The sequence below is a fragment of the Roseibium sediminis genome (genome assembly GCF_008711325.1).
Lineage (GTDB): Bacteria > Pseudomonadota > Alphaproteobacteria > Rhizobiales > Stappiaceae > Roseibium > Roseibium sediminis.
Genome location: NZ_VXDB01000014.1, coordinates 118,819 through 144,277 on the forward strand (window position 1 = coordinate 118,819; position 25,459 = coordinate 144,277).

The following is a 25,459-nucleotide window of genomic DNA, read 5'->3' on the forward strand; positions in this document are numbered from 1 at the left end:
CGACTGTCAGCTTGTCATGCTGTTTCCAGCTGACGCTCCTCTGTGAAAGTCTCGATTGTCCGGATAGCTCCTTCCAATGCCTTGCCATCTTCATCCTTGAGCGCAGCTTCCCGCATACGTGCCATCCATTGCGGGCCATCAGTGCGCTGATCAACAAGCCGTGCAGCGGAAAGGACGCGATCAAACTTCGTCTGACCGCGCGCATGTGTGTCCGAATAGCCTTTGATAAGGCGTCTGCAGTTCAAGACTTCAACCGCCATGTCGTATCTATCGGGAAGATACTCGCGGGCCGTTCCAAGCCAGCGATCCATATGGGCCATCTCCACTGAATGTCGAAAGGTTCTCCGTCGCCATCCCCTCAAGCCACCTAGACAATAGAGGGTGAAGAAGCCAAAGAGGCGATCACTACGAATACGTCGACCCTTGCTGAACCAGCGGTCAATGCGTTTGCGCCATGTCTCGCTCTTGTCGAGACGATTTCCCATCTTCGCAGGCAGCATGCCAATGAGTTCATCCACTCCAGGATGCAGATACTCGGTTATGCGCATGGAGTAGCCATCGGCAACGCGCATTTCGTCTCTGATCCGATCGAAACGATCCGCGCGGGTTTTCAGATCCGCAACCCGGATGACATCGTCATAGGCCAAGGCGTTGGCGATGTATTTGGCAGCTGCACGAGAGAGGCGAAACTCACGTGAGGCATGGTCGCAGGCTAGGAACTCCTCAAGTCGGTTCAGATAGACCAGTCCATAGTCTGTATCCTGAAAGTCGACCACCTTGCGCAGCCCTGCCAGAGCCAGTTCCCGGACAGGTTCCGGCATATCGCCGATGCGCGCCGAAAGCGTGGACCATGCGCGCATCGCACCCTCGGGGCCCGCTGCGTTGGAGACGGCAGGGGCACTTGGTGTCTCCGGCTCTCTGATTTCTCCATTGAGTGCGAGATCATGGCCAGCCGCGAAGGCCCTCAGGCTGGAGTCCACCCCTTTGCCACTGCCTTTGATTGCCTTTTCAAATGCCTCGCGCGGAAACGGCAGCGCACCGGAAGCCGCAAGAGCACCGAACAATGAGGCTGAAATGACCGAGCCAACCGAGACGGCTGCAGCTTCCATATCGGCCATGATCCGCGTTCGCGCTGCAATTTCCGTTGCCGCCAGGATTTCCTCGGACGGAGCAACGCCATTTCCGGGTACGGTTTTCTCTGACACGGCGAGGGAGCGGTGGGTCGAGCCGATCAACGTCGTGCGATCGGGCGTGACAAAGCCGCGCGTGATGGCGCGCCCGGCTTCCGCCAGTTCAGCGGCAATCAGAACGTCTACATCTCCTGCGGAGGGAGCAAGCGCAAAGACCGGCGTGGGGATGCTCGCAGGCGCCATTTCGATATAGTAGATCGTCGCGCCAGTACGTTGAGCAACACCCGCAACACTTGTCGCCTGACAATGATAGCCTTCTGTTCGCGCCAGGCTTTCAATCCAGTTCGTGAGTACCCCGCCCCCCTGACCGCCAACGGCCATGATGGCAATCTTGATGATTTGCTCCAGATCCGGATGAGCCTTGCCGATCGTGTCAGAGTTTGTTCCAGCCATCACATGCGCTCCATGGAAAAGGTGACACGCCGGGCTTTTCGACGGTTTTGCAAGGCGGTTCGCAGGCGGGTGGCCAGTGTGCTCAGGAAACTCTCCACCTTGCCGGGATTATGAACCGTCCGGACCTCGTAGAAGGACGGGCAAAGAATAGCTGCGTCCGCAACTTCCCCGCAATTGCCGCAACCAACGCATGTCTGGTCAATATGGGCAACGGGATCGTCCCTGAGGGGATCGTCGAGTTGCTTAAGGGAAAGAGAGGGGCAGCCGGACAGGCGAATACAGGCGTGGTCACCGGTACAAATGTCCTGATCGACCCCGAACCTCGGAACCTCAACCCTGCGGCCCTCACGGATAGCGGCTGTTCGCAGCGGCTTTTCGCGTCTTTGCTTGTTCAGCATGCATTCGGATGAGGCAACGATGACCTTGGGGCCATCATAATCGGTCGTCAGGGCTTCGCGAATGGTTTCGCGCATGCGCGGAACATCATAGGTCCGGTCGATCTGCCGGATCCACTTGACCCCGACCCCTTCAAGCGCTTTTGAAATCGGATTGTTCGTGGATTTTGTCGGGTTCTTCGCCCGGCTGGACATGACGTCCTGCCCCCCGGTCGCAGCGGAATAGTAATTATCGACAATGACGGTCACCGTATCGGACCGGTTGAAAACCAAATTGCCGATCGAAGAGCTCAGGCCGTTGTGCCAGAAGCCGCCATCACCGAGAATGGAGATCGCCCGCCGTTCGCCGCCAGCATCGAAGGCGGCATTGCCTGCCGGGCCAAGGCCAAAGCCCATCGTCGACCCGCCAATTTCGAACGGAGGCAGAGCGGCGAAGAGATGACAGCCGATGTCCGCTGCAATCTGATGCTTGCCCAGTTCCTTTTCAGCCAATTTCAGCGACGCGAAAATCGGTCGCTCCGGGCAGCCAGTGCAAAATCCGGGTGGTCGGATCGGCACAGTCGAGGTCAAGTCGGGGATTTCGGGCTTCGGCTGGTTGGGCGCAAGGATCTGGCCGGGCAACAGGTCCGGTGCGTGTTTCCTGAAAAAGGCCTCGACCCCGTCGAACAGAACCTGCCCGGTGTATTCCCCGGCCTTGGGAAAACAGCCCTTGCCTTCCAGATGAATGGGGGACCGCGCCTTGAACAGCATGGCTCCCAACTGTTGCTCTATGAACTCCGGCTGACCTTCTTCTATCAGCAGCACGGCATCCTTGCCTTCGCAGAACTCCAGAAGCTCCGACTGAACCAGCGGATAGGCAACGTTGAGAACTTTAAGCGGAATCGAGGTGTTGCCGCTGATGTCGGATAAGCCGAGCCGCTGCAAGGCCCGGATGGTTCCGTTATACATTCCGCCAAGGCAGACAATACCAACTTTGCCGTCCTTCGGCCCAAACTGTTCATTGAGCCGGTTTTCCAGAATGAAGGCTTCTGCCGCGGGCCAACGGTTTTCAACCTTGTCGCGCTCATGCACGTAGGACATGGGCGGCAAGACCACACGGTTGAAGTCGCTTCTCGGATCGGAAAGGGCGTCCCTGACCGAAAGCGGCGGCGGCTGGTTGTCGCTGCATTCAAAGTTGCCTGTCACATGACAGGAGCGAATGCGCACCATCAGCATGACCGCCGAATTGCTGGCTTCCGACAAGGCGAAGCCGTCTCCCACCGCCTTGACGATGGACGGAAGGTTGGGTCTGGGGTCAAGGAGCCAGAATTGCGATTTCATCGCAAAGCCGTAGGACCGCTCCTGCATGATGGATGACCCTTCGCCGTAGTCTTCTCCGACGATGATCAGCGCTCCTCCGGTCACGCCGGCAGACGAAAGATTGGCCAAGGCATCCGAGGCAACATTCACGCCGACCGGGCCCTTGAAGGTGACCGCGCCGCGGATCGGGTAGTGAACCGATGCCCCAAGCATGGCGGCAGCGGCGCCTTCATTGGCGCTGGCGGCAAACCGGACACCGAGTTCCGAAAGGAGGTCCTGAGCATCAGCCAGAACATCCATGAGATGAGAGACGGGTGCGCCCTGATATCCACCGACATATCCGACGCCATTTTCCAGGAGCGCCTTGGTGATTGCCAGAATGCCTTCGCCGGTAAAGGTCTCACCTTTGCCTTTGCGGAGATGTTCGACTTCCGCCTTGAATGACCGTTCGGCCATGAATTCTCTCCCTCGGGCCCGTCAGATCGGGTTCTTGCGAATATTTTTCAGGATTCTCTGCAAGGTCGTGACGAAGCCACGCATCTCCTCAGAGCCGATGCCCTTGAACATCTGGTGATAGGCAACTGCGACATGCGGCCAGAGAATTTCGTAGGTCTTGCGCCCTGTGGCTGTGAGATAGACCCGGGTTGCCCTGCTGTCGGCCGGATCTGTTTCGCGCCTGACCAGACCATCCTTCTCCAATGCATCCAATGCGCGGCTGAGTGTCGATTGCTCCACCACCGCGTAGATGGCGAGTTCGCGGATCTGAAGACCGTCCATGACAGAAAGGACCGCGATTGACCGCATCTTGGGGGTGGTGAGACCAAGTTTCGCCATTTCCTCCCTGAGCGCGGCATTGTAGCGGCCCATGATCCGGTTCATGAGATAGGGAGGGAAGTTCTCCAACCCCATCTCGCCAAGGCGTGGCAGCTCGGGCACCTCATCCATGGGAGTGCCGGTGGCATCATCACTCATTCCGGTCTCCCTTTCAGGTTCGTCCCGGTGTCCGGCGAAGGTTTCCAGTCTAGCTTCTGGGGACCAGAGCCAGAGCCCGAATGGGGCTCCCGGTCCCGCGCTCGATTTTCAGCGGCGCGGCGATCAGGATGGCTCCCTTTGGCGGCAGCTTGTCCAGATTGGCGAGTGAGGCGAGGCCGAAGCAGTTGTCCCGATGAAGCAGATTATGCGCCGGGTAAGGCGGAGTCATTCCGCCTGCCTGTCCAGCATCCGTGCCAATACACTGGCTGCCCCAGCCGACGATCCTCTTTGAAAGGAGATATTCAATTGCGTCCGGGGTTGGTCCGGGGCTGTGGGGTCCCGTTTCATCCGTGTTCAGGAAAAGCGCTTCGTCATGGGCGCGTTTGTCCCAATCCGTTCTCATGACCACCCATTCGCCCTCGCCAATCTCGCCGTGTTCTGCCTCCCAGGCCCGAATGAGATCGGCTGTAAGAAGGTAGTCCGGATTGGCTTCGCTTTCCTTGGAGCAGTCGATGACATTCACCGGGGCAACCAGTCGCTGCACATTCAATGTGTCGGTGAAACCGTCAGAGTAGTCCTTGCCGGTAATCCAGTGGTGGGGGGCATCGAAATGCGTTCCCGAATGCTCTCCAAGCACCATCCAGTTCCAGGCGAAAAAAGGCCCATCTGCATCATATTCGCTGATCTTGTGGATCTCGACCTTGGGCGTGTTCTTCGCAAAGTCCGGCGGAAGCTGAATGATGGGTGTCGAAGGGCCGAGCACGCCGGTGCAATCAACAACTTCGATTTTGCCTGTCAAAAGTCCCACTGCGAGATCCGCGAGCGCTCCCCCGTGTGCCATGTTCTCCTCCCCGATAGATGGCATGCGTCCAAGATGGGACGCCGGAGCGGGATGGTAGGCAAAATATATGCAAATGCAAATAAATTCATGCATGGGAGCGACATTCGCAATCAGTAGTTTTTGGAATGGCCGAATGGTCCCTTGGGTAAGTTGCATGTTTCAGGGCGGATCTTATTGTGGAGGCTGTGCTGTTTCGTCCAACTTCGATTTTCTCGAAAAAGGCCTTTTCAAATCTCACAGTCTCTGGCGACACGCGGATTGTGTTCCCCGGACCTCGAAAGTGTTTTCTTCCGCATGCCCCTGTCACATGACGTCATTGCCGCGCTTGCTCCTGATCAGTCGTCTCTGAAGGCTGCAAATGGGCTGACCAAGCCGCAAAAGTGGCCGACAAGAGCCAGTTCTTCGGCCGAGCCGCTGGTGTGGGGCGAATGTCAGGGGTCCGGCGCCAATCCCTATCGGACCGTCTTTGACACGGCCGATCACGGCTACAAGTGCACATGCCCTTCGCGCAAATTTCCGTGCAAGCATGTCCTGGCGCTGATGTGGATGTATGTCGATGATCCCGCGCCCTTTCAGCCGGCAGATGTGCCGGACTGGATTTCCGACTGGATGGGCCGGCGGCGCAAAGGTGGCGCCGCGCCTGCGGCTGCCCCTTCGCCGTCCGGTGAAGGGAAGTCGCTGACAGAAGCAATGCGGGAGGAACCCGAGAAGGAGGCCGATCCGAAGGCTGAGGCTCGCAAGAAAGCTGCTGCGGAAAAGCGGGCGAAGGATACGGAAGCAGCACTGATGGGGGCTGCCGACGAACTTGAGCAATGGATGGCGGATCAGCTGAGAACAGGCCTTTCGGGATTTCTCGAAGATATGACCGATCGCTGTCGATCCATTGCGGCCCGCCTTGTTGACGGCAAGGCACAGGCGCTTGCCAGTCGGCTGGATGAGCTTCCGGCGCTGGCTATGACGGCGACTGGTGAAGAACGGCTTGAGGTGATCATCCGCGAGTTTGGAAAGATCCAGATCTTGGTGTCCGCATGGCGTCAGTCTCCGGAAGATCCGGAATTTCGTCGCCGGATTGCCACATCCGAGACCCGCGACAGCCTGTTTGAAAATCCCGATGCTTTGAAAGTGGCTTCCACCTGGGAAGTCATCGGCGAAGACATCACGACCAGACGGGACGGTATGGTCAGTCAGGCAACCTGGCTGATGAACCTGGCGAAAGGTCCGCGCTTCGCCGTATTGCTGGACTTTTTTCCCGCCAGTCTTGGCAAGCGAACCAGCGCCTTTGCGTCTGGTGAGCAATTTGATGCAGAACTGGTTTTTTATCCGGCGCGAGTGCCGCTTCGTGCCGTTTTGGGCGAACGAAAGCCTCTGGACGGAGACCCGGGTTCCTGGCCTGCAATCAATGCTGGGGATGATCCGCTTGATCCGTTTCTGAAGGCGCAAGACGACGCTCCGTGGTCAGGAGCGATGCCGCTCCTGCTTCCCGAAGGCCGGTTCGTGCAGGATGGCAAATCTGTCTGGTGGCAGTCTTTGGACGAACGCCTCAGCCTACCGGTTCGCAACAGCCTGTCGCGCACCATGACCGGCTTGCATTTGCATGGCTCCGTTGGAGTGTGGGATGGCCTTAGGGTCACGATGCTGTGTGCTCAAACCGATTGGGGGAGGGTGCAACTCAATGACTGATCTTTCCCAGACGCTTGAACGGATCAAGGGGCGGTGGATGGTCGGAGGTGCGGCCTTGGATCAGGCCCCCGATGCCTGGCGCTCTGCGTTAACCGGCGCGGCAAATGGCGAGACCGCACTTTTGGCTCTCGCCGCACAGGCGGGTCAGATTGCATTCCGACCAATGCCCTCTTCGCAACTGGCTCCCTTTCCGCCCCTGCCAAGGCTGGACCTGCCACCGCTTCCCGATGACATGAGAAGCCGGTTTCGCAGGCTCCTTTCGCTTTTGAAGCTCTCCCGTTCCCAGTGCGAACACCTCCTGTGGTTCATGGCAAGCCGGGGCTTTTCTGTCCATCCACTCGACTACATGCCCGAAAACTTCGAGGATTTGCCAACCTGTTATCTCGCCTGGGAAAACTGGGAAGAACGGGGTGGCGAGGCGGTATCCGATCTGAGCGAAGACACTTGGGACAGCTTCCTGCCGATGGAGCGCGTTTATGCGCTGAAGGATATGCGTGGCCGCGATCCAGCAGCAGCACGCGCCTTGCTGGAAAAGAAGGCGAGTGAGCTCAACGCGGAGCATCGGCTCAAGGCTCTATCTGTCCTGAACGTCCACCTTGGACCACACGATATCCCATATCTCGAAGACCTGTGGGGCAACGACCGGTCTCAGAAGGTCAAGGCTTTTGCAGAAAGCCTCCTTGTGCGGCTTGGAAAGTCATTTGACGAGGAAGAAAACGCCCGCGAACTTGCCGAATTTCACGAGGCAACCAAGTCGGGTCTGATCCTGCGCAAGTCCGTGGTTCGGCCCAAGAAGCTCAAGACCACCGCGCAGGAAAACCGCCGTTCGGATCTTTTCGAGCTGGTCAGTCTCAGCGGGCTTGCAAAGGCGCTGGGGATTGCGGCGGACGCTCTTGTGGCGCAGTGGCAATTCGCCGAGCCACGAAACGACGCCGACTTCTGCCAGATGGTTGCCCGAACCGGATCAGATCAGAATGTGCTGGTACTCGTTGACCGGGTTCTTTCGGAAGTCGGCAATCTCCATTTCCTGTCCGCGATGCGCGACCGGCTTTCGGAGGACGACAGAATGCAGCGGCTTCCTGCCGTTCTGAAGCTGGATGACGAAGATCTGGAGAAGACCCTGGCCTTTGCATCCGGCCGTCTGGGTACCCTGAGTGAATCCCTTGTCAAACAGGGGACTGCGATCAAGGAAGCAAAATCCCGGATTAAGGCTATCGCAAAGGATGAAAACGCGCGCGGCCACGAAGGAGCCCTGCGCGAAAACCTCTTTACTCTCGGTTTGTTGGTCGATGCGCCAACGGCCCGACTTCTCAACGACACTTTCATTGAAGCCGGTTTGAACCGCGCTGATGCGGCCTTGCTGATGTTGCAGTTCAATGCCGCGCTGATTTCCGGAGATACAAAATGAGCGACACGCTGCGCCGCCCGGCCGAGATCACCTATGCAGCCGAAATCGAGGCCCTCAAAGCCAGTGACAGCCATCCCAAGCCCCAAGGCTGGGTTTTGTCGCCGCAGGCCGTGATGACATATCTCATGGGCGGCACGGCAGGTGGAACCGAAATCAGCGCCAAATATGTTGGCAATCGCCGACTGATCGAGACCGCTGTCGCCACATTGGCCACGGACCGGGCTCTCCTGCTTCTTGGCGTTCCGGGAACCGCAAAATCCTGGGTCTCCGAACATCTTGCTGCAGCGATTTCCGGAAAGTCGACGCTGGTGATCCAGTGCACCGCCGGAACCGATGAAAATCAGGTGCGCTATGGTTGGAACTACGCCCAGCTTCTGGCTCATGGACCAAGCCGGGAGGCACTCGTCCCAACCCCCCTGTTTCGTGCCATGGAGTCCGGAAGCCTTTGCCGTCTTGAGGAACTCACACGCATGGGATCGGATGTGCAGGACACGCTGATCACCGTTCTTTCGGAGAAGATGTTGCCCATTCCGGAATTGAACGACGCTGTATTTGCCAATCGCGGCTTCAACGTGATCGCGACTGCAAACGACCGTGATAAAGGCGTCAATGAGTTATCGGCTGCCTTGAAGCGTCGTTTCAATGTCGTTGTGCTGCCACTGCCGGATGACATGAACGAGGAAATCGCGATTGTTACCAAACGCGTGGCGGAGATGGCTGTTTCGCTGGATCTGCCAGCGCCAAAGAATGTGGCAGACGAAGTCAAACGGCTTCTGGCAATCTTCCGCGAACTGAGGTCTGGAGAAACCTTAGACGGCAAAACAACACTCAAACGCCCATCTGGAAACCTGTCTACGGCAGAGGCCATCGCGGTGACAGTCGGCGGTCTCAGCCATGCGGCTTTCTTCAACAAGGGGGATTTGACCGCCGAAAGCCTTGCTCCGAATGTCATCGGGGCTGTCGTGAAGGACCCGGTTCAGGACAAGGTGGTTCTGGAAGAATATCTGGAAACCGTCCTGAAGAAGCGTCGGGATTATTCCGACTATTATCAGGCTCTCACCGAGTTGGTTTAAGTGGCTGCTTCCGTCTCCTATTTCGGCATTCGGCATCATGGGCCGGGGTCAGCCCGGCGCCTGCTTGAGGCGCTTGACGAGCTGCAGCCGCAGGAGGTCCTGATTGAAGGGCCAGCTGATCTCAGCCACCTGCTGCCAATGCTCGCCAGCTCCTCCATGAAGCCGCCCGTTGCCCTCCTGGCTTATCCTGCCGGGATGCCGGAGCTGTCCGTCTTCTGGCCGTTCGCCGAGTATTCACCAGAGTATCAGGCTGTCTGCTGGGCGGTGCGAAATTCGGTCCCGGTCCGATTTATCGATTTGCCGGTTCCCTGGCGCGTGGAGATGCACGTTGAGGAAGAGGCAGCCGACGCGGAAGCTGATGTCGAAGATGGCGCAGAGATGGAGACTGCTCCTGAGGCCAAGGGCCCCGAGGCCAAGGACCCCGAGACAGGCGCGACAGCCGAGCTATCAGGAGAAAGCGACATCAGCGCAGATCCGATCGGCGCCCTTGCCGAGGCTGCGGGATATGAAGACGGCGAAAGCTGGTGGCAGGACGTGATTGAAGAAAACCCGGCGCCGGGTCCGGTTTTCGAGGCCGTGGAAATGGCCATGGCTGCTTTGCGGGAATGCGAAGTCGAACTCGGTGATAGGGAAGCGGCGCGCGAAGCGCATATGCGCCTTGAAATCGCAAAGTCCGCAAAGGCGGGCGAGGGGCCTGTCGCCGTTGTTTGCGGGGCTTGGCATGTTCCCGCACTCAAGGCCAAGCACGCCGCCAAGGATGACCGTGCGCTGTTGAAAGGGGCGGTGAAGCAGAAGATTTCCGCGACCTGGGCTCCCTGGACTTCGCCGCGTCTAGCCTTTGCCAGCGGCTATGGCGCTGGTGTGGCGGCTCCCGGCTGGAACCTGCATCTTTGGCGAACGCCGGGGCCGGACAAGACAACGCGCTGGGTGGCGCGAATTGCCAGAGCCTTGCGGGAAAAGGGACATATCGTCTCCACTGCCTCGCTGATCGAGACCGAGCGGCTTGCGGTCACCCTGGCGGCCGTGCGTCAACGGCCTCAGCCGGGATACGAGGAGCTGCGAGAGGCTGCCGTTTCTTGCCTGTGTTTTGGCAACGGCCTTGTCTGGGAAATCATTTCCACGGAGCTGCTGCTTGGATCCGAAACAGGTGAAATTCCGGACGATGTGCCAATGGCACCGTTGCTGGAGGACCTTCAGCGGCAACAAAAGAAAGCGCGGCTGAAACCGGAAGCGCTGGAGCGGGAACTCTCGCTGGACTTGCGCTCCGACAGCGGCCTTTTCCGTTCTACGCTGTTGCACCGGCTGGATATCCTCTCCGTGAGGTGGGGCAGACAGCTGGACGCCGGCCGCAGCCGCGGCACGTTCCGCGAACGCTGGATGCTCGCGTGGCAACCCGAGTTTGCCGTCCAGCTGGTCGAGAACCTGATTTATGGCGCAAGCCTCGAACAGGCGGCAAGCGGTCGGATGAAAACCCGGTTGCAGGAAGTTCACGAACTCGGGCAACTGGCCGACCTTGTGCTCAATGCAATGACGGCGCAATTGCCGGACGCTGCGCGCAACGGCGTCAAGCTGCTGGGGGACCGGGCCGGGCAGACATCGGATTGCTCCGAGCTATTGGCGGCACTCCCGGCGCTCTCCGATGTGCTGCGCTATGGCGCAGCGCGGGAGGTCGATACCGACCAGCTCGGAAGTCTCTTTGAGCGCATCGCAACGCAGGCCTCGCTTTCGCTCACCTATGCGGTTCGCGGGCTGGATGCCGAGGCCTCGGAAGCCATGCGCAACCATATTCAGGCTGCAGACAACGCCATCCGCCTTCTGGACGATCGCCCGGGTCTTCTGGAAAGCTGGCAGCACGCTCTGCGAGCCATCGTCGACGAGCCACAGGCAAACCGGCTTGTTTCCGGTCTGTGTGCCCGCTTGCTTTATGAAGCTGACCTGCTCTCCTCCGAGGAGGCGGTTGATCTCCTGTCGCGCATGCTGTCTCCGGGAACCGAAATTGGCGATGCGGCGGCCTTCTTTGCCGGCTTTCTGGAAGGGGCGGGGCAGCGTCTTCTTTATGACGAGGGCCTGCGCGGCTGTGTCGACGGCTGGCTCATGAGCCTTGAGGAAGAAGCCTTCACCGAACACTTGCCATTGTTTCGGCGTGTCTTTTCCCAGATGGACAAGAGCGAGCGGCGACGCCTGATGGATGCCTTGTTCGGGCGGTCCAGGAGCGGTGGTACGCGGCTGGTGCTGACACCTGACGGCGATGCCCGTTGGCAGGCACATTTCAAGATCGTCACCCGATTACTGACAGGAGAGAGCCATGGATGAACGTGGACGCCGTTGGCGGCTCGCTCTTGGCGGAGAGGATGAGGAACTCGCCGGGCGCGATCAGCGCCTGTCTGCAGCCTTGAGCGCACTTTACAATCCCGAAGACCAGATGTCGGACGGCAACAGCGGTGGCAAATCAAGGCGTGGTGGCCTTGGTGGATCAGCGCCCAAGGTTGCCCGGTGGCTGGGCGATATCCGGGAGTTCTTTCCCTCCACCGTGGTGCAGGTCGTTCAAAAGGATGCGTTCGACCGTCTTGGCCTGCGGCAGATGTTGATGGAACCCGAGTTTCTCGCGGTGATGGAAGCCGACGTCAATCTGGTGGCCGATCTTGTGTCCATGCGCGGCATCATGCCGGAAAAAACCAAGGAAACAGCGAGAGAGGTGATTGCCAAGGTCGTCGCCGAACTGATGGAGCGGTTGGAGCGGCGCACGGCAGAAGCCTTGCGCGGGGCGGTCGACAAGTCGAAGCGAACCTTCAGGCCGCGCTTTGCCGATATCGACTGGCCGCGAACCATTCGCGCAAACCTGCGCAACTATCAGGCCGAGCACAAGACCATCGTGCCGGAGAAGCTGATCGGCTTCATGCGCCGCCAGCGGCGGATTGTGGACCTCGACGAGGTGATCCTTTGCGTGGACCAATCCGGTTCGATGGCCTCTTCGGTGGTCTACGCGTCGATTTTTGCTGCCGTCATGGCATCGCTCCCGGTTGTGGCAACAAAGCTTGTCTGCTTCGATACGGCCATTCTCGACCTGACCGATGAACTGGCCGATCCGGTGGAAGTCCTCTTTGGCGTTCAACTCGGCGGTGGAACGGATATCAATCAGGCGGTCGCCTATTGTGCGGACAAGATCGAGAAACCATCCAAGTCGCATCTCATCCTGATCACCGATCTTTATGAGGGCGGCAACGCAAAGGAACTGGTCGCCCGGATTGCGCGTCTTCAAGGTCAGGGTGTCAATGTCATCGTGCTTCTGGCGCTGACAGATACCGGCAACCCGTCTTATGATCCGCGCCTTTCAGCAACGGTAGCGGGCCTCGGTGTTCCCGTATTCGCGGCAACACCAGACCAGTTTCCCGACCTAATGGCCTGCGCCCTGCGCCGGGAAGACATTCACCAATGGGCTGCCAGCAACGACATCAAGACCATTCGCCCTGATGAGAACGCATGACCGTCTGCAATGAGACTGGATCTGGGCACCTTAGAGCACGCCGCGCATTCACTGAATTACGCGGCGTGCTCTAAATGTTTGATTTGCTGCGTTTCCTGACGGCAAACCGGTATCTGCTTCGCCGGGGAATATGCTAGCGCCTTGATCCCTTGTTCTTCTTCCAGAACGGTTCGATCTCTCCGGCCATGATGCAGCCATAGGGGTCGATATAGTCCTCGATCTCGGCAAGGCCGAACTTCTTGATCTGGGCGACCACCGCACCGGCTTTCTTGTAGCCGGACGGCAATTCCGAAACGTCGATCCTGTTTTCAAAGAAACGGATGTCGAGTCCCTTCGTCTCCTCAACAAGCAGCTCCTCAGCTGTTTTTCCAGCTGTTCGGCGCTTGTGCTCCGAACGTGAGTAGTTTCGGCCTGCTCCATGTGGAGAGAAGCCGAGGGCGTGGGAAGCATCCTTGCCACGAACCACCAGTACCGGCTCCGCCATGTTGAGCGGGATCAGCGTCAGCCCGGTTGCATCCGAAGCATAGTCTTCCCAAGCCGGGGTCGCTCCTTTGCCGTGATAGAAGAGGTCTCCACGCTTGAAGACGAAGTTATGCTCGTTCCAGAAGCGCCGTGTCACCGTTGCACCTGCCAGATCGCTGGCGGCCTGATGGATCGCGTTGTGGTTCGCCTTGGTCCATTTGCGGATCAGCTGCAAGGCTTCCCAGTAGGCAATCCCTTCTTCCGTGTCAGCCGGAATCCAAGCGTTCTGCTTCAAGGTTTTCGGAGACAGCTTGCGGCGGAATCTCTCCGCGACATTCATGCCGATCTTGTAAAGCAGGGCGCCCGGTCCGCGCGAGCCGTGATGGGTTACGATCGTGGTCTTGCCGGTGTTTCGGGAGGTGCCGACAAACAGGAAGTGGTTGCCGTCACCCTGTGTCCCCAGATGCTCCTGCGCGGCGCGCAAGACTTTCGGGTTGTTGAGATAACGGTTTTCACGAAACTCTTCATAGAGTGTCATCGACAAGGTGAAGCGCTTGCCATTCGCCCGGCCTCCTGCGCCGAAATGTGTCATCGCATGGGCTGCATCCAAAATCTTTGCAGGCTCGGTTTCCTCGAACTCGGTCATCATCACGGAGCAGCAGATATCCGCGCTATGCATTCCCGGGTGGATCGCACCACGCGCAGCAACAACGCCGCCAACCGGAATGGTTCCGAGCGGTCCGGCCGGACAGGCATCCGGCATGATGGCGCCTGCCTCAATGGTCGGGGTCCGCATCAATTCGGTCATATGGTGCTTTACGGCTGCAAGATTGGCTTCTTCGTCGGCGCCTTCCGCTTCGATGTTGATATGGAACGGCTTGGCGCCAGATGGAGCAAGGGGAATGGTCGGCGCCGGTTTGTAAGGCTCCAGCATCTGGCGAACGTCTTCCAGAGAGGTGCCCTGATCAAGCGCTGTCTGCCCGTCACGAAGGGCTGCGCCAAAGGCCTTGCCTTCCGCGTGGCCCCAGGATTTCAAAAGCTCGCTGGTCAGTTTTTCTTCGCTCAACATCGTCATGGCATGTCTCGTTTCAAAGTTCGGCAAGCGGTTCCGGACAAGATTGAGGTTCGCAGGGCAAGGTTGGACAAGATGAAAATTCCGCCACCGGATATTCCGGGCCAGACTTGAACTGGCACAGGACCGGCTTCCCGGTCCTCCCCAAGGCGGTTTCCCGCTTCAGGGGCGTCTACCTGTAATCCTGTCGGCATCCCTGCGGATCTCTATACAATCCGCGATCGGCCTGCCTTTCGGCAAAATCCGCAGCCAGGGCGGCAAGGTGGGTGCAAAACGTTCCTGCTCTATCCATTGAGCTACGCCGCATCAAATGGCTGCGGCGGCGGGATTCGAACCCGCAACCTGGCGATTCATAGTCGATGTAGTTCTGCAGGCATCCGCCCTGGCTGTTTGTTCTTTCTTCAAGTCTCGGTGTGTCCGGGGTCGGCCCCCGGTCATGGTGTGTCAGTCGGCGGCAAGTAGGTGATGAAACATCAAAACCTGCGTCCTTCCTTGTTAGACGACGCCGCGATCTCGCGGCGGCGTGGCTCGATCCACGCGTTTCAGGTTCCTGCGATGTAGTTCCATCGGCATCCGCCGTTGAAATTCAGTCAGCTGCCAGCAAGCCCAGACGGCAAGGGAGAAGAAACGGTGGGGGTCCCGCTCGAGCCTGAGAGCGCCTGCAAGGAGGGGAGTCGAACCCACTCGGACTGGTCCCGATTATGGCGCAATGTAGTTCCTTCGGCATCCGTCTGGTCTTGTCTGGCGAAGGCGGCAACAATTGGATTGCCGCCTTCGGTTCTATTGGATCAGGTCGATAGCCTCGATCTCGCCAACCCATTGGCTTGCGTCCATCTGACCCGATGCAAAGCGGGCAATCTGGTCGAACACCGCGTCGGAGAAACCTCCGACATTCAGGATGTCCGGCCGGGTCGCGGCCTGCGCCGTGCCATAGGGCGCAATGTCGATGCACACCAGTCGCGCATCCGGGTTCCGCCGCTTGAGCGTTTCCCAGGCACGCATCACGCCGGTGCGTTCTGCACCTTGGTGACGGCCCCAGGTGTCAACCCAGGACTGGTTGTCGGAAACCAGGATCACCAGGTCCGGAGACCGTCGGTGCTGGTTCAGCCATTCCAGCGGCGCGGCACAGTTCGTTCCGCCGCCCCATTGCTCGGCGAGCTTCTGGGCATTGGTCATGATCGTGTCACGCGGTTCCAGCACAACCTTGCGGACATTCACTTCGAATGGCAGCACGGTTGCACCCCGGTTCCGCCTGAGGACAGCAGCGGCCACAAGGGCAGCGACATCCACATACCGCGTTCGGGAGGTTGCTCCCTTCCGCAGGCCCGTGACCACCCCGCTCATCGAGCCGGAGACGTCCGGGCAGACAACGACCTGCCCCTTGAAGGACGGAACGTTGGCAACGGCCAGTTCGAGCGCATCATGCAATGCCTCGCGGATCGCCAGTGGCATGTCCGCACACAAGGCCTGATAGGCCGTCATCAGCTGGTAAGGGAAGGCATTTGCCTTCTTAACCCGCTGTGGGTCCCGGAGAATGGCCGCAACATCTGCCGTAGCCGTAGCATCTTCAAAGACACCGTGGCGCAGGAAAGTGTTGAGGTTCATCCGCACCATGTTCCAGCTGCCCTGCCGTGCGATCTTCATCCACTGCTTCTGCGAAAGAGGCAGGTGGGTTAGCATCTGGAACGGTACATCCGGCACCGGACGTCCCTTCGGGTCGGCCTTGAAGGCAACATAGTCGCGAACCTCGGCTGGCAGGGCCTCGGCAGCACACGGCTTGCCGATCAGCCATGCAAAGAGGGCGTCCCGCTGCGCATCACGCGGCTTGGGGTGTACCATCTTGATGACATCTGCCAGCGAAGGATCATTGCCCACACTCGCCTGAAGCAACTGATAGTCGGTGGCCGCATTCAACCATCCGCGGACAAGCGCCTTCGGACGTGATCCGAGCGAACGCCGTCCGGTCTGTCCTGACCGCATGATCTGCACGAAGTTGCGCAGCATCTTGCCGTTGTTCACGACCTTCGGAAAGGCGCGGGACAAAAGAACCGGGTCACGGGTTGCCAGGATCGCAAGCAACAGTGCCGGCAAATCCTTCATCTTGCCCTGCTGGCGGGCATAGACCGCCGTCTTGGCCAGAAACTCGTCGGACACCGCGTTTGCCACTTGCAGGACGGTTGCCAGTTCCATTTCGGCATCCTGATAGTACAGGTTGCCAATGGTTCCGGTTACGGCCAGCTGAGCCAGCTTGTGCTTGTCGTCATACGCATAGGCCTTGCCACCTGCCAGGTTTACGGCGTTGGTCTTGGACCCAAAACGTCCCTTCAGGGACGCGAACAGTGACTTGTTTGCCATGATGCCCTCCTTCGGGTTCGAGGCTGGAAGCGATGTGCTTCCGTGTTCGTGTTGAGAAGGAGAATGCTCCAGATGCCGTTGAGGCAAAAACAAAAACTCAAAATGAAGTAAGCATTTGAAATATATAAATATTTTTGAATATTGACAAAACTGGCAAGCTGAATATCTATATGTATGTATAAGAAAATATCATTTTGGATAAGCTTGTGAAAAAGAACGTCGTTATCGGGTTCCTCGGCACCCAGCTGGATTCGGGAAAGAAGCGTAAATGGCGTCCCTCCGTCGCTGTTACCCAGCACGGCGGCTTTCCCGTTCATCGGCTGGAGCTGTTGCATGACCGCGGGTGGTCCCGTCTTGCCAATCAGGTGAAGCAGGAGATTGAGGACGCGAGCCCGGCAACGGAGGTGTTTCTGCAGCAGGTTGACTTGAAGGACCCTTGGGACTTTCAGGAGGTTTACGGCTCCCTGTTCGATTTCGCCCGCGGCTATGGATTTGACGAGGATCGGGAGGAGTATTTCGTCCACCTGACAACCGGGACCCACGTTGCCCAGATTTGCTGGTTCCTCCTGACGGAATCCCGACATGTGCCGGCCAAGCTTGTTCAAACCTCTCCGCCCCGTGCAAACGAGACCGGTATTCTCGGTGCCTACAACATCGTCGACCTGGATCTGTCACGTTACAACGCCTTGCAGCAGCGGTTTGATCTGGTTGCCGAGGAGTACAACGCCCTCCTGAAGGCCGGAATAGAAACCAGAAATCCCCGGTTCAACAGCCTGATCGAACGCATCGAGCTTGTTGCGACCAATTCGGACGCACCACTCCTCCTGCTTGGCGCAACAGGCACCGGAAAGAGCGAGCTGGCAGAGCGCATTTACGAGCTGAAGCTTCAGCGCCGGCGGGTGAAAGGTCGCCTTGTGCATGTGAACTGCGCCACGCTGAAGGGCGAGCGCGCAATGTCAAACCTCTTCGGGCACAGACGCGGGGCTTTCGGCAGCGGCACATCCGACCGGCGCGGCCTGTTGCGCGAGGCCGATGGCGGGGTGCTGTTTCTCGACGAAATCAACGAGCTGGGGCTGGATGAGCAGGCCATGATCCTGCATGCGGTCGAGACCGGCAGGTTCTTGCCACTCGGCTCGGACCACGAAATCACCAGCCGGTTCCAGTTGATTGCAGGAGCCAATCTTGATCTCGGGCAGCTGGTTTCTGATGGGAAATTTCGGCCCGACCTTCACGCGCGCCTGAACCTCTGGACCTTCCGGTTGCCCTCTTTGACCGAGCGCCGGGAGGACATCGAGCCGAATATTGAATTTGAACTCAACCGGGCAGAGAAACTGCTCGGGACCCGCGTCGGCTTCAATGCGGATGCCTATGCCCGCTATCTGGATTTTGCGACATCCCCGGCAACCCTGTGGCCGGGAAACTTCCGCGATCTCGGTGCCTCCGTCCAGCGCCTGAGCACGCTTGCCCCTCGGGCACGGATCACACTGGCACTGGTCGAACAGGAGATTGAGGCCCTGCAGGCCCAATGGGCGGCTGCAAAGACAGATCCGGACGGTGCCTTGCTGCGGGACGTGCTGGGAGAGGGGGCGATCGAGCTGGATCCCTTTGACAAGGTGCAGCTGGCCTATGTCATTCGAATTTGCCGGGAAAGCGCATCTCTGAGCGCGGCAGGGCGCACTCTTTTTTCTGCGTCGCGCGCGGCAAAGGCCAGCCAGAATGATGCCGACCGACTTCGCAAATATCTCGCACGCTTCTCATTGAGCTGGGCAGATCTGGGTGCGAACTGAAAGAGAGCCATGTTTCCCTGTCCAACGTGAGGCAAGGGGGTGTCGGCACAGCCTGGTGCTTCAGACTACAGAAGACCTTCTTCTTCAAGGACTTTGCGCGCCACACGAAAGCACTCAAGGGCCTGCGGCACGCCGCAGTAAATGCCGACCACATGGACGATGGCGCGGATTTCTTCCTTCGAAACACCGTTTCTCAGCGCGCCCCGGCAATGGATCTCCCACTCGTGCATCTTTCCAAGCGCGCCGATCATGGAGAGGTTCATCATGGACCGCGTCTTGGCGTCAATCACATCATCGCCCCAACCGAACCCCCAGCACCAGGCTGTCATGGCCTCCTGAAAAGGGCGGGTGAAGTCATCGGCCGCCGCCAGGTTTTTCTCCACATACTCGGCACCAAGCGTCGCCTTGCGCTGCTCCAGTCCCTTTAAAAAGAGATCTTCATCAAAAAGTCCGCTCACCTGTCACATCCCCATTTATCGTGGAGTACTCTCATCCCCACAGATCACCGCGTCAATTGCTGATGCAGCCACTCTCGAAACCTCTCGGCATTGGCATTGCCTTCGCTGATTGAAAGGTAATACCCCTCCTGTCCGGCGATCGACGCAGTGTGGGCGCGCTCAAGCAGCCCGGTTTCGATGGCATGCCCGGCGAGCAACTCGTTGACCAACGCCACTCCGTTTGCATGCATCGCAATCTGCATCGCCATTCCATAGGAGTCCGCGAAGATGCGCGGCGCAAAGGTGCCTGGAAACACCTCTCCCCATGCTCGCCAGCCACTCGATGTTCCAACGGTCTCGATCAGGGGAAGGTCTTCCAACTCCCCTTCAAGACGAGGCGACTTGAGTGCGACCAGCCTGCTGGGTTCCAGAAGTTCCGCGTTTTTTCCAACCTGCTTTTTCGACCCGAAGCGAATTTCGACATCCGCACGGGCCGTGTGAAAGTCATCTGGCCAAATCGCACTCAGGAACCTGAGCCGAACATCCGGATGGCTGGACACAAAACTGGTCAGATACGGCGAGATCACCCACTGTGCGACGCTGACTGACGTGGCAATGGTCAGTTGATCCGCGGTTGGGCCAGCGTCGAAAGCTTCCGTTGCAAAGGCCAGTTTCTCTAGGGCAGCCCCAACTTGGGGCAACAGACTGCGCCCGCTGTCTGTCAGCGACAACCCCCGCGCATGGCGCGTGAACAGTGCAACACGCAGCCGTGTCTCAAGGGCCTTGACCTGTTGGCTGACAGCCGACTGTGTCATGCCGATCTCGTTGGCAGCGGCAGTGAAACTGAGATGCCGGGCAGCGGCTTCAAACGCACGAAACCATGTCAAGGGCGGTAGCGATTTGGTCATTCGTCAAGCAAGCCATTAGTCATTCTAATACCTAAGCCCATAATTCATTCGCTTGTCAAAAATGCTCCTCCAAAACACAGTCTGCGGACCAAGTGAGGGAGGGCACAGAGTGCAGCCGGACATCCGCAAGATCGTTACCTACGATGAAGAAGTTCTGATTGAGGGGTTTCGCCCGGCCGCCACGCCCTGGCGAATGTTTGCGGTCGCCTGTGTTGTCCGCAATCCTTGGGCTGGCCGTTATGTGGAGGATCTGAAACCGGAAATTCAGGCCTATGGGCCGGTGCTCGGGAAACTGATGAGCCAGAGGATGATCGAGCTTGCCGGAGGCGGCGCAGCCATCGAAGCCTATGGAAAAGCCGCTGTAGTTGGTCTTGATGGCGAAGTGGAACACGCGTCGGGCCTGATCCACACCCTGCGATTTGGCAATTTTTACCGCGAAGCCGTGGAGGCCAGATCCTACCTGTCTTTCACCAACACGCGCGGCCCGGCGAATGCTCCAATCATGGTTCCCCTTATGGACAAGAATGATGCCGGTCGAAGATCGCACTACCTCACAATCCAGTTTGCGATCCCGGATGCCCCTCGAGCCGACGAGATTGTCGTTGTTCTCGGCGGCGCGACCGGGGGGCGCCCGCATCACCGAATTGGCGACCGCTATCAGGACCTGAAGGATCTCGGGCATGACGTGGACAATCCGGCCGCGGTCTGACTTCGGCGCCCTGTCTGCCATATGCCAGGGGAGCGGTCCGAAGCTGGTGCTTGTTCATGGCGTTGGACTTCGGGCAGAGGCCTGGAACCGGCAACTGGATGCTCTCAGCGAACGGTTTGAGGTTATCGCCGTCGACATGCCCGGTCATGGGGAAAGCCCTTTACCCGGTCCCTTGTCGGCAATTCAGGACTATACCGATCTGGTCGCGGGGCAGATACCTGAGCCGGTCATGATCGTCGGTCATTCGATGGGTGCGATGATCGCGCTTGATCTGGCAATCCGGTATCCATCGCGCGTGCGCGGAGTCGCTGCCCTCAATGCGATATACCAGCGAAGTCCTGAAGCCAGAGACGCCGTCATGACTCGCGCATCAAGCCTTGACGGGCGCTCACCCCCCGACCCGTCCGAACCGCTTCTAAGGTGGTTTGGCAGTGGCGACAGCGAAGAGAAGTCCGCCTGCAGGGACTGGCTGACATCGACCGATCCCGCGGCCTACAAACGTGCCTACAGCGCTTTTGCCCGCTCTGACGTTCCCTCTCCAAATGGACTTGAAGCGATGAAATGTCCCGCTCTTTTCATGACAGGAAGCCGGGAACCCAATTCCACAGCGGACATGAGCCGGGCCATGGCCGCAGTCGCACCAAATGGCAAGGCGGTCATTGTAGATGAAGCGGCGCACATGATGCCTATGACCCATGCCGACAAGGTAAACCCGATCCTTTTGGATTTTGCTCTGGGTGTTTGGAAATGACAAAGTTGGATCCACGCGCCTTGCGGGATGCTTTTGGCAGTTTCATGACCGGTGTCACGGTCGTGACGGCTTGCGCCCCCGATGGGACGGCCATCGGCTTCACAGCCAACTCGTTCACATCAGTTTCGCTGGACCCGCCGATGCTGCTGGTGTGTCCGGGTAAATTTCTGTCGACCTTCGAAGCCTTTTCCTGCTGTCAGCATTTTGCCGTAAACATACTTGCCGAGGATCAGCAGGACATTTCAAATACCTTCGCCCGGCGTGGCGAGGACCGGTTTGCGAGCGTGGCGCATACGCGCAATCATCGTGGTGTGCCATTGATCGAAGGGGCGTTGGCCAGCTTCTCGTGCATCAGTCGCCAATGCCTGCCAGCCGGTGATCACGCCATCCTGCTAGGAGAGGTCGAAGAGTTTCAGCATGGAGATGGACGCGGGCTTGGGTATTTTCGCGGGCAGTATTTCAGTCTCGGACTGGAGCGTTCCGCTCTCGATCCCGGAGCCAAGGTCGTCACATGCGGTGTGATCCTCGAGATCGGCGGGAGAGTGCTCCTTGAAAAGACAGACAAAGGGTTCAGGCCGCCGCAAGTCAATTTGAATGACCACTCGCTGCTGCGCCAGTCGTTGATTGATGCCATGGCGCGGCAAGGCATAAGCGTCAAGCTTGGGCCAGCCTATTCTGTGTTCGACGATGCGGGAAACCGAACGCACTGCGCTTATTTCTTGGCAACCGGCAGTGTGAACGCTGCTCCGGAAAACCTTCACGGCATCGCGCTGAAGGAGCTTGCCGGGCTCGACTACGCCTCTCCGGCGATAGCCCAGATGATGACCCGGTATATGCACGAACAGCGAACGGGGGACTTCTCGCTCTATCTCGGTAGCACCGATCGCGGTGATGTTCACAAGTTTGCTTTGGGAGATTGATAAATGGACTTCTCTCTCTTTGTTCACATGGATCGCTCCAGCCCTGATCAGACCCATGAGGAACTGCATCGCGAATACATGGACTTGTGCAAGTTGGCCGACGAGGCGGGCATGCGGGCCGTGTGGACCGGTGAACATCACGGCATGGACTTCACTATTTCCCCCAACCCGTTCCTTGAGCTGGTCAATGTGGCCAATCACACGAAAAACCTCCGCCTTGGAACCGGCACGGTCATTGCTCCTTTCTGGCATCCAATCAAACTGGCCGGGGAAGCTGCCTCGGCAGACCTGATCACAGGCGGGCGTATTGAACTGGGGATCGCGCGCGGGGCCTATTCCTATGAATATGAGCGCCTCATGCCGGGCATGGATGCCTGGGAGGCAGGCCAGCGAATGCGGGAGATGGCTCCCCTTGTCCCGAAACTCTGGCAAGGCGAGTGCGCCCACGAAGGAAAGTTCTTCAGCTTTCCCGCGACCACCTCAGCCCCCAAGCCGCTGCAGGCCGATGGCCCACCAATCTGGATTGCGGCCCGCGACCCCAACAGCCACGAATTTGGCGTTCACAATGGCTTCAACATTCAGGTCACGCCTCTTTGGCAGGGGATCGGGGAAATCGAGACCCTGATGCAGCGCTTCAATGCAGCTTGCCAAACCCATGACGGACCGCGTCCGAAAATCATGTTGTTGCATCACACTTATGTTGCTGCGGATGAGGCGGATATTTCTCGAGCCGCGAGTGAATTGTCCCGCTTCTATTGCAACTTTGGAGCCTGGTTCCAGAACAAGAGGCCCGTTTCCCAGGGTAGGCTCCATCCCCTGGACGAAGAGGACTATGCCGCCAATGCCATGATGGCGCCCGACAATATGCGCCGGGACCTGACAATGGGCATGGCGCCCGAGGTTGTTGAACGGATCAAACGCTATGAAGATCTTGGCTATGATGAGTTTTCGTACTGGATCGACAGCGGCATGAGTTTTGAGCGCAAAAAGGCCTCGCTCGAACGATTTGTCACTGACGTCATGCCAAAATTCCGATGAGGTGCCCCGTGAACAAAAATCCGCATTATCAGCTGTTTATAGACGGACAATGGGTCGAGGGGGCAAGGGGACAGGTCATGTCCTCACAAAATCCTGCAACGGGAGAAGACTGGGCAACCTTCGCCTGTGCCGCGCCGCAGGACGTTGACCGCGCTGTTGCGGCCGCGCGCCGGACGCTGAATTCGGCAGAATGGCGGGACATGACCCAGACAAAGCGGGGTAAACTGCTCTATCGCCTTGCTGAACTGATCGAGCAGAATGCCGAGCATATCGGCCGTATCGAGACAACCGACAGCGGCAAGCTGCTCGCAGAAACCGCCAGCCAGTCGGCCTATGTCGGGGACTATTATCGCTACTATGCAGGTCTTGCCGACAAGATCGAAGGCTCGGTATTGCCGATCGACAAGCCTGACATGCACGTGTTCACGCGCTTGGAGCCGATCGGGGTTGTCGTGGCGATTGTGCCCTGGAATGCCCAGATGTTCCTGACAGCCACAAAACTCGGTCCCGCGCTGGCGGCGGGGTGTACTGTTGTTCTCAAGGCCTCGGAGATCGCCCCTGCTCCCATGTTCGAGTTCGCCAAACTGGTAGAAGCTGCAGGTTTTCCTGCTGGCACTGTATCCGTCATCACCGGCGATGCTCAAAACTGCGCCATCCCTCTCACCCGTCACCCGGATGTTGACCGGATTGCCTTTACTGGCGGGCCGGAAACCGCTCGCCATGTCATCCGCAACTCTGCAGAAAATTTCGCTGTAACGACCCTCGAATTGGGCGGCAAGTCGCCAATCCTTGTCTTCGAGGACGCCGACCTTGAAGGAGCTGCCAACGGCCTGATCGCCGGAAACTTCGGAGCATCAGGGCAAAGCTGCGTCGCAGGCTCCAGGGGGCTTGTGCATCGCTCAATCTATGAAAAACTTGCGGCCCGGATCGAGGAGAAAATGGCAAATGTTGTCATCGGCGATCCGCTTGATCGAAGCACCCATGTCGGTCCCTTGTGCACGCCCCAACAAGTGGCGCGGATCGAGGAAACACTGGCAGCTTCGAAGGCATCCGGTGCCCGCATACGCTTTGGAGGCGCGCGCCTCGATCGACCGGGAAACTACATGGCACCGACACTGGTTGAATGCGCAAACGCTGAAACCGAAACCCTCAAGGTCGAGATGTTTGGCCCGGTCATGTCGCTACTGCCTTTTGACACGGAGGAAGAGGCAATCGCCCTGGCCAACGCCACGCCATTTGGACTCGGTTCCGGTGTGTTCACGCAAAATGTCGCCCGTGCCCACCGGGTCTCGGCACGATTGAAAGCCGGAATCTGCTGGATCAACACCTATCGCGCCGTCTCCCCCATTGCTCCTTTTGGCGGCTACAACATGTCCGGGTATGGCCGGGAAGCAGGGATCGCCGCTATTCAGGACTACACCCGCACAAAGACAACGTGGATCAACACGTCGGATCAACCGATGGCAAACCCGTTTGTCATGCGCTGAAGTTCTCACCTTCGCGGGCGGACAGGCTTGCCTCGCTTGGGCTTCCCGGCCTGAGTGTGCCCTGATCATTGCTCGGGAAACAGATCAACCGATCAGCCGCCAGCCTTGCCAATTTGCTTTCAGGTAAAGCGCAGCGACAGCGCAAGAAATGCGGAGAGGCAAGCCAAATGATTATGGGAGAAGCTGAGGGGGAATAGGTGCGCAATTCTGCACCTTGCAGAAAGAAAATGGCGGACAGAGAGTCCGCCTTTGTATCAGTCTCAAGTCAACTCATGGAGTTCTAGGCATTCTTATAAATAATTGTTTTTATGTAATTTATTTGAAATTCAATTACAGGTCGCTTATCAATCAATCTCAAATGCACCCAATCCATCCTAAGGAAATTGATGGGCGGAGTGATGGGCTGGTTGCTGTGCTCGTGAGGTGGATTGATGCTGAGTGATGCCAAGGCGCGGAAGATAAAGCCTGACGACAAGCCCATGCTAGATGGGTCGATCAAGGGGCTCTATCTGTTTCCTGCCAAGACCCACGGGCAAGGGAAATGGATCTTGCGTTTTACGTCTCCCGAAACCGGGAAGCGGCGAGACATGGGTTTGGGGAGCTATCCCACATTCTCGGTGAAACGTGCGCGGGAAATCGCATTCGAAGCACGCAAGCTGATCGAAATGAAAATCGATCCGATTGAGGATCGGGAGCGGGAAGCCAAGGTTCAAAAGGCGCAGATGGAAATGCCGTCTTTCGAAGAAGCTGCCCGGCAGGTTCATGAGGACAAGAAGTCAGGGTTCAAGAACGCCAAAC

Annotated in this window: 20 protein-coding genes; 12 read left to right on the top strand and 8 right to left on the bottom strand. The window is 58.4% G+C overall.

All coding sequences use genetic code 11. The annotated features are described in order from the left end of the window. Window positions 1-14: 14 nt before the first annotated feature. The 4 genes from F0155_RS15155 to F0155_RS15170 are packed head-to-tail and all read right to left on the bottom strand — an operon-like array spanning window position 15 to window position 5,090. On the bottom strand, window positions 15-1,583 hold the full coding sequence (locus tag F0155_RS15155; RefSeq protein WP_150525377.1) for an indolepyruvate oxidoreductase subunit beta family protein: 1,569 nt from the start codon (window positions 1,581-1,583) through the stop codon (window positions 15-17). Further along, window positions 1,583-3,733 (bottom strand): thiamine pyrophosphate-dependent enzyme, encoded by a 2,151-nt coding sequence (locus F0155_RS15160; RefSeq protein ID WP_150525378.1) that lies wholly within the window; start codon window positions 3,731-3,733, stop codon window positions 1,583-1,585. Before F0155_RS15160 ends, F0155_RS15155 begins: the two co-directional genes overlap by 1 nt. Window positions 3,734-3,754: 21 nt before the next feature. Next, entirely contained in the window at window positions 3,755-4,249 is a 495-nt protein-coding gene (locus F0155_RS15165) for a MarR family winged helix-turn-helix transcriptional regulator (RefSeq protein ID WP_425299959.1), read from the bottom strand. Window positions 4,250-4,298: 49 nt separating this feature from the next. Beyond that, window positions 4,299-5,090 (bottom strand): cyclase family protein, encoded by a 792-nt coding sequence (locus F0155_RS15170; protein WP_150525379.1) that lies wholly within the window; start codon window positions 5,088-5,090, stop codon window positions 4,299-4,301. A gap of 294 nt (window positions 5,091-5,384) precedes the next feature. On the opposite strand from F0155_RS15170, the gene F0155_RS15175 reads away from it, so the two are divergent. The 5 genes from F0155_RS15175 to F0155_RS15195 are packed head-to-tail and all read left to right on the top strand — an operon-like array spanning window position 5,385 to window position 12,735. Beyond that, window positions 5,385-6,770, top strand: a complete 1,386-nt coding sequence (locus tag F0155_RS15175; protein ID WP_150525380.1) for an SWIM zinc finger family protein — start codon at window positions 5,385-5,387, stop codon at window positions 6,768-6,770. Further along, window positions 6,763-8,178, top strand: a complete 1,416-nt coding sequence (locus F0155_RS15180) for a DUF5691 domain-containing protein (RefSeq protein WP_150525381.1) — start codon at window positions 6,763-6,765, stop codon at window positions 8,176-8,178. The genes F0155_RS15175 and F0155_RS15180 overlap by 8 nt, the downstream gene beginning before the upstream one ends. Further along, window positions 8,175-9,251, top strand: coding sequence for an ATP-binding protein (locus tag F0155_RS15185; protein ID WP_150525382.1), 1,077 nt, complete (start codon window positions 8,175-8,177; stop codon window positions 9,249-9,251). Before F0155_RS15180 ends, F0155_RS15185 begins: the two co-directional genes overlap by 4 nt. Continuing rightward, window positions 9,252-11,564 carry a DUF5682 family protein gene (locus F0155_RS15190; protein ID WP_150525383.1) on the top strand — a complete coding sequence of 771 codons (2,313 nt, stop codon included), beginning with the start codon at window positions 9,252-9,254 and terminating at the stop codon, window positions 11,562-11,564. Beyond that, on the top strand, window positions 11,557-12,735 hold the full coding sequence (locus F0155_RS15195; protein WP_150525384.1) for a VWA domain-containing protein: 1,179 nt from the start codon (window positions 11,557-11,559) through the stop codon (window positions 12,733-12,735). The genes F0155_RS15190 and F0155_RS15195 overlap by 8 nt, the downstream gene beginning before the upstream one ends. Window positions 12,736-12,868: 133 nt before the next feature. On the opposite strand, the gene F0155_RS15200 is transcribed toward F0155_RS15195, so the two are convergent. Continuing rightward, entirely contained in the window at window positions 12,869-14,272 is a 1,404-nt protein-coding gene (locus tag F0155_RS15200; protein WP_150525385.1) for an RtcB family protein, read from the bottom strand. Between the two features lie 777 nt (window positions 14,273-15,049). Next, on the bottom strand, window positions 15,050-16,624 hold the full coding sequence (locus tag F0155_RS15205) for a vWA domain-containing protein (protein WP_150525386.1): 1,575 nt from the start codon (window positions 16,622-16,624) through the stop codon (window positions 15,050-15,052). 206 nt (window positions 16,625-16,830) lie between these two features. On the opposite strand from F0155_RS15205, the gene rtcR reads away from it, so the two are divergent. Further along, window positions 16,831-18,411 carry an RNA repair transcriptional activator RtcR gene (rtcR, locus tag F0155_RS15210; protein ID WP_150525387.1) on the top strand — a complete coding sequence of 527 codons (1,581 nt, stop codon included), beginning with the start codon at window positions 16,831-16,833 and terminating at the stop codon, window positions 18,409-18,411. Between the two features lie 65 nt (window positions 18,412-18,476). Here rtcR and F0155_RS15215 read toward each other — a convergent pair whose 3' ends face one another. Both F0155_RS15215 and F0155_RS15220 read right to left on the bottom strand, forming a co-directional pair. Next, window positions 18,477-18,869, bottom strand: a complete 393-nt coding sequence (locus F0155_RS15215; protein ID WP_150525388.1) for a carboxymuconolactone decarboxylase family protein — start codon at window positions 18,867-18,869, stop codon at window positions 18,477-18,479. Window positions 18,870-18,913: 44 nt separating this feature from the next. Next, entirely contained in the window at window positions 18,914-19,756 is an 843-nt protein-coding gene (locus tag F0155_RS15220; RefSeq protein ID WP_150525389.1) for a LysR family transcriptional regulator, read from the bottom strand. A gap of 109 nt (window positions 19,757-19,865) precedes the next feature. Between F0155_RS15220 and F0155_RS15225 the strand changes: the two genes are divergently transcribed. The 6 genes from F0155_RS15225 to F0155_RS15250 all read left to right on the top strand — a co-directional run. Further along, window positions 19,866-20,465, top strand: a complete 600-nt coding sequence (locus tag F0155_RS15225; protein ID WP_150525390.1) for an amino acid synthesis family protein — start codon at window positions 19,866-19,868, stop codon at window positions 20,463-20,465. Next, window positions 20,437-21,216 carry an alpha/beta fold hydrolase gene (locus F0155_RS15230; RefSeq protein ID WP_150525391.1) on the top strand — a complete coding sequence of 260 codons (780 nt, stop codon included), beginning with the start codon at window positions 20,437-20,439 and terminating at the stop codon, window positions 21,214-21,216. The genes F0155_RS15225 and F0155_RS15230 overlap by 29 nt, the downstream gene beginning before the upstream one ends. Further along, the gene (locus tag F0155_RS15235) at window positions 21,213-22,136 is read left to right on the top strand and encodes a flavin reductase family protein (RefSeq protein WP_150525392.1); all 924 of its coding nucleotides are present in this window, start codon (window positions 21,213-21,215) and stop codon (window positions 22,134-22,136) included. The genes F0155_RS15230 and F0155_RS15235 overlap by 4 nt, the downstream gene beginning before the upstream one ends. Before the next feature lie 3 nt (window positions 22,137-22,139). Beyond that, window positions 22,140-23,174, top strand: a complete 1,035-nt coding sequence (locus tag F0155_RS15240; RefSeq protein WP_150525393.1) for an LLM class flavin-dependent oxidoreductase — start codon at window positions 22,140-22,142, stop codon at window positions 23,172-23,174. Then, entirely contained in the window at window positions 23,171-24,661 is a 1,491-nt protein-coding gene (locus tag F0155_RS15245; protein ID WP_208999301.1) for an aldehyde dehydrogenase, read from the top strand. Before F0155_RS15240 ends, F0155_RS15245 begins: the two co-directional genes overlap by 4 nt. Window positions 24,662-25,092: 431 nt before the next feature. Then, window positions 25,093-25,459, top strand: a 367-nt coding sequence (locus F0155_RS15250) for an Arm DNA-binding domain-containing protein (RefSeq protein WP_150525395.1), incomplete at its 3' end; no start/stop codon positions are given.

Bases quoted from the DNA above. Each gene is read 5' to 3' on its own strand.
- F0155_RS15155 (WP_150525377.1), bottom strand. From the start codon at position 1,583: ATGGCTGGAACAAACTCTGACACGATCGGCAAGGCTCATCCGGATCTG.
- F0155_RS15160 (WP_150525378.1), bottom strand. From the start codon at position 3,733: ATGGCCGAACGGTCATTCAAGGCGGAAGTCGAACATCTCCGCAAAGGC.
- F0155_RS15165 (WP_425299959.1), bottom strand. From the start codon at position 4,249: ATGAGTGATGATGCCACCGGCACTCCCATGGATGAGGTGCCCGAGCTG.
- F0155_RS15170 (WP_150525379.1), bottom strand. From the start codon at position 5,090: ATGGCACACGGGGGAGCGCTCGCGGATCTCGCAGTGGGACTTTTGACA.
- F0155_RS15175 (WP_150525380.1), top strand. From the start codon at position 5,385: ATGCCCCTGTCACATGACGTCATTGCCGCGCTTGCTCCTGATCAGTCG.
- F0155_RS15180 (WP_150525381.1), top strand. From the start codon at position 6,763: ATGACTGATCTTTCCCAGACGCTTGAACGGATCAAGGGGCGGTGGATG.
- F0155_RS15185 (WP_150525382.1), top strand. From the start codon at position 8,175: ATGAGCGACACGCTGCGCCGCCCGGCCGAGATCACCTATGCAGCCGAA.
- F0155_RS15195 (WP_150525384.1), top strand. From the start codon at position 11,557: ATGGATGAACGTGGACGCCGTTGGCGGCTCGCTCTTGGCGGAGAGGAT.
- F0155_RS15200 (WP_150525385.1), bottom strand. From the start codon at position 14,272: ATGACGATGTTGAGCGAAGAAAAACTGACCAGCGAGCTTTTGAAATCC.
- F0155_RS15205 (WP_150525386.1), bottom strand. From the start codon at position 16,624: ATGGCAAACAAGTCACTGTTCGCGTCCCTGAAGGGACGTTTTGGGTCC.
- F0155_RS15220 (WP_150525389.1), bottom strand. From the start codon at position 19,756: ATGACCAAATCGCTACCGCCCTTGACATGGTTTCGTGCGTTTGAAGCC.
- F0155_RS15230 (WP_150525391.1), top strand. From the start codon at position 20,437: ATGACGTGGACAATCCGGCCGCGGTCTGACTTCGGCGCCCTGTCTGCC.
- F0155_RS15235 (WP_150525392.1), top strand. From the start codon at position 21,213: ATGACAAAGTTGGATCCACGCGCCTTGCGGGATGCTTTTGGCAGTTTC.
- F0155_RS15240 (WP_150525393.1), top strand. From the start codon at position 22,140: ATGGACTTCTCTCTCTTTGTTCACATGGATCGCTCCAGCCCTGATCAG.
- F0155_RS15245 (WP_208999301.1), top strand. From the start codon at position 23,171: ATGAGGTGCCCCGTGAACAAAAATCCGCATTATCAGCTGTTTATAGAC.